The 6,324-nt window shown below is 68.0% G+C and carries 4 protein-coding genes; 1 reads left to right on the top strand and 3 read right to left on the bottom strand.

Going from position 1 to position 6,324, the window contains the following annotated elements:
• From VGD93_RS00145 to VGD93_RS00135, 3 genes are all read right to left on the bottom strand, one after another.
• Positions 1-451: precorrin-2 dehydrogenase/sirohydrochlorin ferrochelatase family protein (locus VGD93_RS00145; protein ID WP_395007981.1), on the bottom strand; the 451-nt coding region annotated here is incomplete at its 3' end.
• Between the two features lie 200 nt (positions 452-651).
• A complete protein-coding gene (locus VGD93_RS00140) occupies positions 652-972 on the bottom strand; it encodes a 2Fe-2S iron-sulfur cluster-binding protein (protein ID WP_395007979.1) in 321 nt (106 codons plus the stop codon).
• Between the two features lie 95 nt (positions 973-1,067).
• Complete coding sequence (locus VGD93_RS00135) at positions 1,068-1,460, bottom strand: Hpt domain-containing protein (protein ID WP_395007977.1); 393 nt, start codon at positions 1,458-1,460, stop codon at positions 1,068-1,070.
• A gap of 336 nt (positions 1,461-1,796) precedes the next feature.
• Here VGD93_RS00135 and VGD93_RS00130 point away from each other — a divergent pair.
• Positions 1,797-6,324: hypothetical protein (locus VGD93_RS00130; protein WP_395007975.1), on the top strand; the 4,528-nt coding region annotated here is incomplete at its 3' end.

Genomic DNA, 6,324 nt, shown 5'->3' with positions numbered 1-6,324 from the left:
CGCCGATATCGGGGGGTAGCGCGGCTTCGATGCGGGCGCGCAGCAGCCGCGCCAGCACCGGGGCCATGCCTTCCGACGAGACGGCGATCGCGACCGGCGCCCGCGCGATGATCGAAGGCGTATAGAAATCGCACTCGGAGGGGGCGTCGACGACGTTGAGCGGGATGCCGCGCTGCCGCGCCGCCAGCCTGGCCGCCGCGCCGTCGGCGTCACGATCGGCAACGAAGACCAGGGCCGCCCCGTCGAGATCAGCCGTGGCAAAGGCCCGCGCCGCGACCGTCACCGGCAGACCAGAGAAGTCGCTCACGATCCGGGCGCAAACAACGAGGACGGATGCGGAAGTCTTCGCGGCCAATCTGGCCTTGTTGAGCGCCTCCTCGCCACCGCCGACGATGACGATGCGACACCCCTTTACCTTGTAACTGAGCGGAAATGTGTGCAGCTCGCCCATTGTCGACCCTTCCTGCTGCGCAAGACATACAGGACTTCGGGGCGGAAGCTCAAGTTATTGATATTGAATAGCTTTTATATTTCCTTCCGGAAGCCGCCAGTAGAACGCGGCCGCGGCCGCCTGCCCGCGCCCCGGCAAATGAATCCACTGCCGCCGCTCCGCGTGGAATCCGAGGGGCGCACGCGGCAGCAGTTCCGGCGCTAGCCCTGGCGGGTGGGGACGTGCACGACCAGGCCGTCGAGCTGGTCCTTGACACGGATCTGGCAGGACAGCCGGCTGTTGGGCCTGGGCTCGAAGGCGAAATCGAGCATGTCTTCCTCCATCACCGAGGGGCCGCCCACCGTGTCGACCCAGTCCGGGTCGACATAGACATGGCAGGTGGCACAGGTGCAGGCCCCGCCACATTCGGCGACGATTCCCGGAACCGCGTTCATGATGGCGGTCTCCATTACGGTCGCGCCGTTCTCGGCCTCGGTCTCGTGACGCGTGCCGTCGGATTCGATGAAGGTGATCTTGGTCATGCTGGCGGGCCGGAGGAAGGAACAGCTGCCATATAGAGATGCGAGCCGGCCCGGGCAAGACGGCGGTCTCGGCCGACTTGCGGCCGGGCGCCTCCTCAGGCGACTTCGTGCTCGAGCAGCCCCGCGATGAACGCCGCGCATTCCTGGACGGCCATGCCGAGATCGTCGATGCGCTCGGGATTGACCGGCCGCCCGGCCCGCAACTCGTCCTCGGCGAGGCCGGCCAGTTCGGCGATCCGGCGCGCGCCGACGCCGTCGGCCGCGGCCCTGAGCCTGTGCAGGTGCTGCAGCAGGTCGTCGAGCGTCGTGCTGGTTTCGAGGCGGCGGAAATAGACGTGCGACATCTGCTCGAACAGGCGCAGCACTTCGCCCTCCAGCCCCTTGTCGCCCAGCGCCTGCCTCTCCAGGTGCGCCATGTCGATCGGCTGGTGCGGGTGCTGCGCGCGAGAGCTCCTCGCCGTCGCCTTGGCCGAAGTCGTGCGTCCCATCTTGCGCCCCATCCCCTTGCCCGCCGTCCTGGCGGTTTCGTCAAGCTAGGGCAGTCGATTCAACCCCGGGTGAAACCGGTGGCTACAATTGTACGCACCACGTTAACGGGTCTCGCTCCCGCCACAAAATTAACCTTTGCTTAAGAAACCGTTCGGTTTGGATAAAATTGCAGGTATATGTGTCGTTCACCCAGCGAGCGGCCGCGAGGGTCAGGGTTGGATTGCGGAGCTTTTGAATCGCATTTTACCCTAATGGTCACAGACCCGGAAACGGGTGCGGGTCCATGACAACTCCACGAGGCCCGCTCATTTGCCGATGCGAGAGTTGTAAAGAGTATGGCGAAGAAATCCTCCCCCTCCCAGAACGATCCCGCAACCCTGGCATTCTCGGCGGTCGAGGACGCGCTCAAGGACTCCGTATTCGCCGGGCTCGATGAACCCGCTGGGCAGAACGACAAGCCGGGCGTCAAGCCTGCGCCCCGCGAGGCGGCGCCCGTGTCGGAGCGCGCCCGGGCGGCAGACAAGATCGCAGCCCAGGCCGGCTCGGTCGCCAATGACGATCGCTTCCAGGGCTCGCGGATCCTTTATGGGCTGCAATCCAAGAGCTCGCAGGGCCCCACCCTGATCGCGGCCGGCATCGCCGCGGCCTGGGTGTTCGGCATCGTGCTCGTCGCCATCGTCCGTCACGGCAGCGAGCTGGGTACGCCCGCCTTCTTCGGTTCCAACGATTTCATCGGCCTCGTCACCCTGGCGGTGATCCCCGTCCTCGGCTTCTTCGCCATCTCGACGCTGGTGCGGCGCGCGCAGGACCTGCGCAACGCGGCGACCGCCGTCACCCAGGCCGCCATCCGCCTCGCCGAGCCCGAGACCACGGCGTCGGAGAAGGTCGCCTCTGTCGGCCAGGCCGTGCGCCGCGAGGTCAATGCCCTCGGCGACGGCCTCGAGCGCGCCTTGTCGCGCGCCGGCGAACTCGAGGTCATGATCCACAACGAGGTCACCGCGCTCGAGCGCACCTATTCGGACAACGAGTCGCGCATGCGCGCCCTCATCCAGGAGCTCGCGAGCCAGCGCGAGGCCGTCATCACCAACACCGAGCGCGTGCGCGAGGCCATCACCGAGAGCCATACCGGGCTGGTGTTCGATCTCGACATGATTTCGCAGCGCATTGCCGGCACCATCGTCGAATCCGGCGGCAACCTCACCAAGGCGCTGGAAACCGCCGGCAACTCGTTGAACTCCGCCTTCGGCGAACGTACCGAATCCTTCGTCTCGCTGATCGACCAGCGCACGAGCCACCTGCTCGTTGCCCTCGACGACAGCGCCAGCCGCCTCAACATCACGCTCGAGGACCGCGCCAACACCATCTCGCAGGCCTTCGAGAACCGCACGATGGAGCTGAGCTCGGTCATCGACGGGCGCATGTCGGCCCTGACCGAGGCGCTCGACAGCCGCGCAGTGACGCTTTCGGACGCCATCGACAACCGCACCTCCAGCCTCGCCAAGCTGCTGAGCCAGGGCGGCATCACCCTGCTCGACCAGCTGCGGGACCGCGGCCACGAGGTGTCGAGCGCACTCGACATGATCGGCTCCCGCATCGCCACCGACATCACCGGCCGCGCGCGCGAGGCCGAGCAGCTGCTGTCCGGCCTGTCGCGCCAGCTCGACGAGAGCGTCTCCATCCAGGTCAACTCCATGGAAAGCCGGCTGCAGTCGGCCATGATCGAGCTGAGCGGAGCGCTGGACGACACCACCGAACGCGCCCGCGTCACGCTGATGGGCGCCGGCTCCCAGAACCTCAGCGAGTTCGATGCCCGCCTCGAAGAGATCGCCAACGCCATCGACTCGCGGCTGCAGGGCCTCGACGGCGTCATCGGCGACAAGGGCGAGAAGCTCATCGCCGCGCTCGACAAGCACAATGCGAGCTTCGCGGCCCGCGCCAACGTCCTGGAAATGGCGCTCGACGAGAAGTCGGGCCATTTCAACGACATCGTCAGCCAGCGCACGCGCGAGATGACGGAAACGCTGGGCCAGCGCACCAAGCAGATCACGGAGACCATCTCCAACCGCTCGCGCGAGATCTCCGACTCGCTCGAGGGGCACGCCCAGATCATCGCCGACGCCCTCGACGGCCGCACGCAGCTGCTCGACGAGACGCTGCAGAGCCGCGGCGCCGAGCTCTCCGACCTGCTCGGCGGTCGCGTGCACGAGATCGAATCCGCCCTGCTGGGCGGCGCCCAGCAGCTCGACCAGACGCTGTCCGGCCGGGCCCAGGAAATCGACCAGACGCTCGCCGGCCGCGCCGCCGCGCTGGACCAGTCGCTCGCCGAGCGCACACAGACCCTCGACGCCGCGCTGGAGCAGCACAGCCAGACGCTGGACACGACGCTGGGCCGGCACAGCCAGGTGCTGGACTCGACGCTCGGCCAGCATGGCCGGACCCTCGACGCGACCCTCAGCGCACATACGCAGGCGCTGGACACCGCCCTCAGCGAACGCAGCCAGGCATTGGACGCCGCACTCGGCGAGCGCAGCCAGGCGCTGGACGCCACCCTCGAGCGGCATAGCCAGGAGCTGAGCGCGACGCTCGACCAGCGTACCCAGCAACTCGCAATCACCGTCGGTACCCGCTCGAGCGAGCTGTCCGAGGCGCTCAACACGCGCACGCAGCAGTTGGCCGAAACGCTGGGCACCCACACCGCCGGGATCTCGGCCGCGATCGGGGAGCGCACTGCCGAGCTGGCGCGCACCATCGAGGCCCAGGGGACGGCGGCCCGCGACAAGATCGACGAGAGCCTGCGCGGCGTCGCCGACATCATGGGCGAGCGCAGCGAAGCGGTGTCTTCGCTCATTGCCAGCAAAGTTGCCGATGTCAGCGACAACCTGGCGCGCGGCATCGACAGCGCCATCCTGCGCATTGCCGATGCCGAGGGTGGCGTGACTGCCCGCATCGACGCCGCGGCCGCGACCGTCGGCGACAGCGCGCGCAAGGCGGCCGACATCATCGAGACCGGGGTCAACTCGGCCCGCAAGGCCATCACCGACACGGTCGACCAGCGGCTTGGCACTCTGCCCGAAGCCATCACCGCCCGCGCCGACATCACGGCCGAGCGCCTGGCATCGCTCAATACCGCGATCAACACCGCGCTCGTGCAATCAATGAGCGACCTCGAAGCCGGTGCCGACCGCATCGAGGAAACCATCTCCCAGCGCATCGTCGCCGCCACCAGCAATATCTCGGCCGACGTCGCCGAGACGGCGGATCGCATGGATGTCGCGGTGCGCACGGCGCTCGAGCAAATCCAGACCGCCGCCCGTTCCATCGACGAACTGGTGTCGATCAAGGCCGTTGCCGCGGCAGAGTCGATCGGCCATCGCGTCAGCGAGATCAATCGCGTCGTCACCGAGCAGACCGACGGGTTTGCGCAGTTGGTCAGCGACCGCTCGGCGCAACTCGAGAACGCCCTGCTCGGCCACAACAACGTGCTGCAGCAGGCCCTGGCGCAGAACGCCCGCGAGGCCGAGGAGCTGATGAGCGCCTCGACCGCCCGCATCCTCACGGATGTCACGGCCGCCCTCGGCAAGCTCAATGACAGCAACATCCTGCTGCAGAAGGTCCTCGACTCCTCGACGGCGAACCTCGCCACGCTCGAGGCCAGCGTCGCCGACCAGACCGCGACCTACTCGGCAACCATTCGCGAGGCCATCGGCTCGACCGAGGAAGCGGGCAAGCTGGTCACCGAACATGTCGGCGCCCTGCAGACGACCATCACCGCCATGGTGCAGGAGTTCGGCTCCATCCTGGGCAACCTCAACGCCGAGGCGCAGGGCATGGACCATGCCGCGCAGAGCCTGAGCACCGCCAGCGAGGTGGCGCTGTCCACCCTCGACGAGCGCCGCTCGGCGCTGGACGCGCTGGCGCAGAGCTTCACCGCCCGCGCCGACGACATCGACGAGCGCATGCGCGGCTTCGCTCAGTCGATCGCCGATACGGTCAACGAGACCGAGCAGCGGCTGCTCACCGCCCGCCGGACCATGGAAGACCTGCTGGCCTCGACCACGTCGTCCGTGGCCGAGACGATCGAGAGCACCACGGGCTCGATCAATACCGCGCTGGCAGCATCGACCGAGCAACTGCAGCACGTGCTGACCAGCACGGCCGACCAGGTGCAATCCGCCGTCGGCTCGACGGCCGACCAGCTGCAGCACGTCCTGACCAGCACCGCCGACCAGGTGCAGTCCGCCGTCAGCTCCACGACCGATCAGTTGCAGCACGTCCTGACCAGTACGGTCGACCAGGTGCAGTCCGCTGTCGGTTCGACGACCGAGCAGATGGAAGGCGCCCTCAACTCGGTCACCGGCAAGATGGAGGCGGCGCTGAGCCGCACCACCAACCTGCTCGAGGAGGCGCTGCAGGGAACCTCCGAGAAGGTCGAGGGACAGCTCGCCAGGTTCAGCGGCGTCGCCGGGAGCGAGAGCGAGAAGGCCGCCGATGTCCTGCGCCAGACGCAGGCGACGATGATCCTCGAGATGCAGCAGGCGCTGGAGGAGGCCACACGGCGCTTCAACGAGACCGCCGCCGCCATGCGCTCGACGGCCAAGGAAGTGGGTTCGGAACTGGAAGCGACCCGCTCGGAACTGGCGCGCGGGGTCATGGAACTGCCCGAGGAGACCAAGGCGAGCGCCGCCGCCATGCGCCGCGTCGTGGCCGAGCAGATCGAGGCGCTGGCCGAGCTCAACGCCATCGTGCGCTCGCAGCCGGCGACGCACGACCTCAACGACCGTCGGCCCGAGCCCCCGGCCCGTACGGTGCGCGAGGAGCCGCGCCCGGCACCGCAGCCCAGCCGCCCGGTCGAGCCGCAGCCGG

The sequence above is a fragment of the Devosia sp. genome (genome assembly GCF_036406155.1).
Lineage (GTDB): Bacteria > Pseudomonadota > Alphaproteobacteria > Rhizobiales > Devosiaceae > Devosia_A.
The sequence above is the reverse complement of the archived record's forward strand: the minus strand, read 5'-3'. Positions and strand labels throughout refer to the sequence as shown.

Bases quoted from the DNA above. Each gene is read 5' to 3' on its own strand.
- VGD93_RS00140 (WP_395007979.1), bottom strand. From the start codon at position 972: ATGACCAAGATCACCTTCATCGAATCCGACGGCACGCGTCACGAGACC.
- VGD93_RS00135 (WP_395007977.1), bottom strand. From the start codon at position 1,460: ATGGGACGCACGACTTCGGCCAAGGCGACGGCGAGGAGCTCTCGCGCG.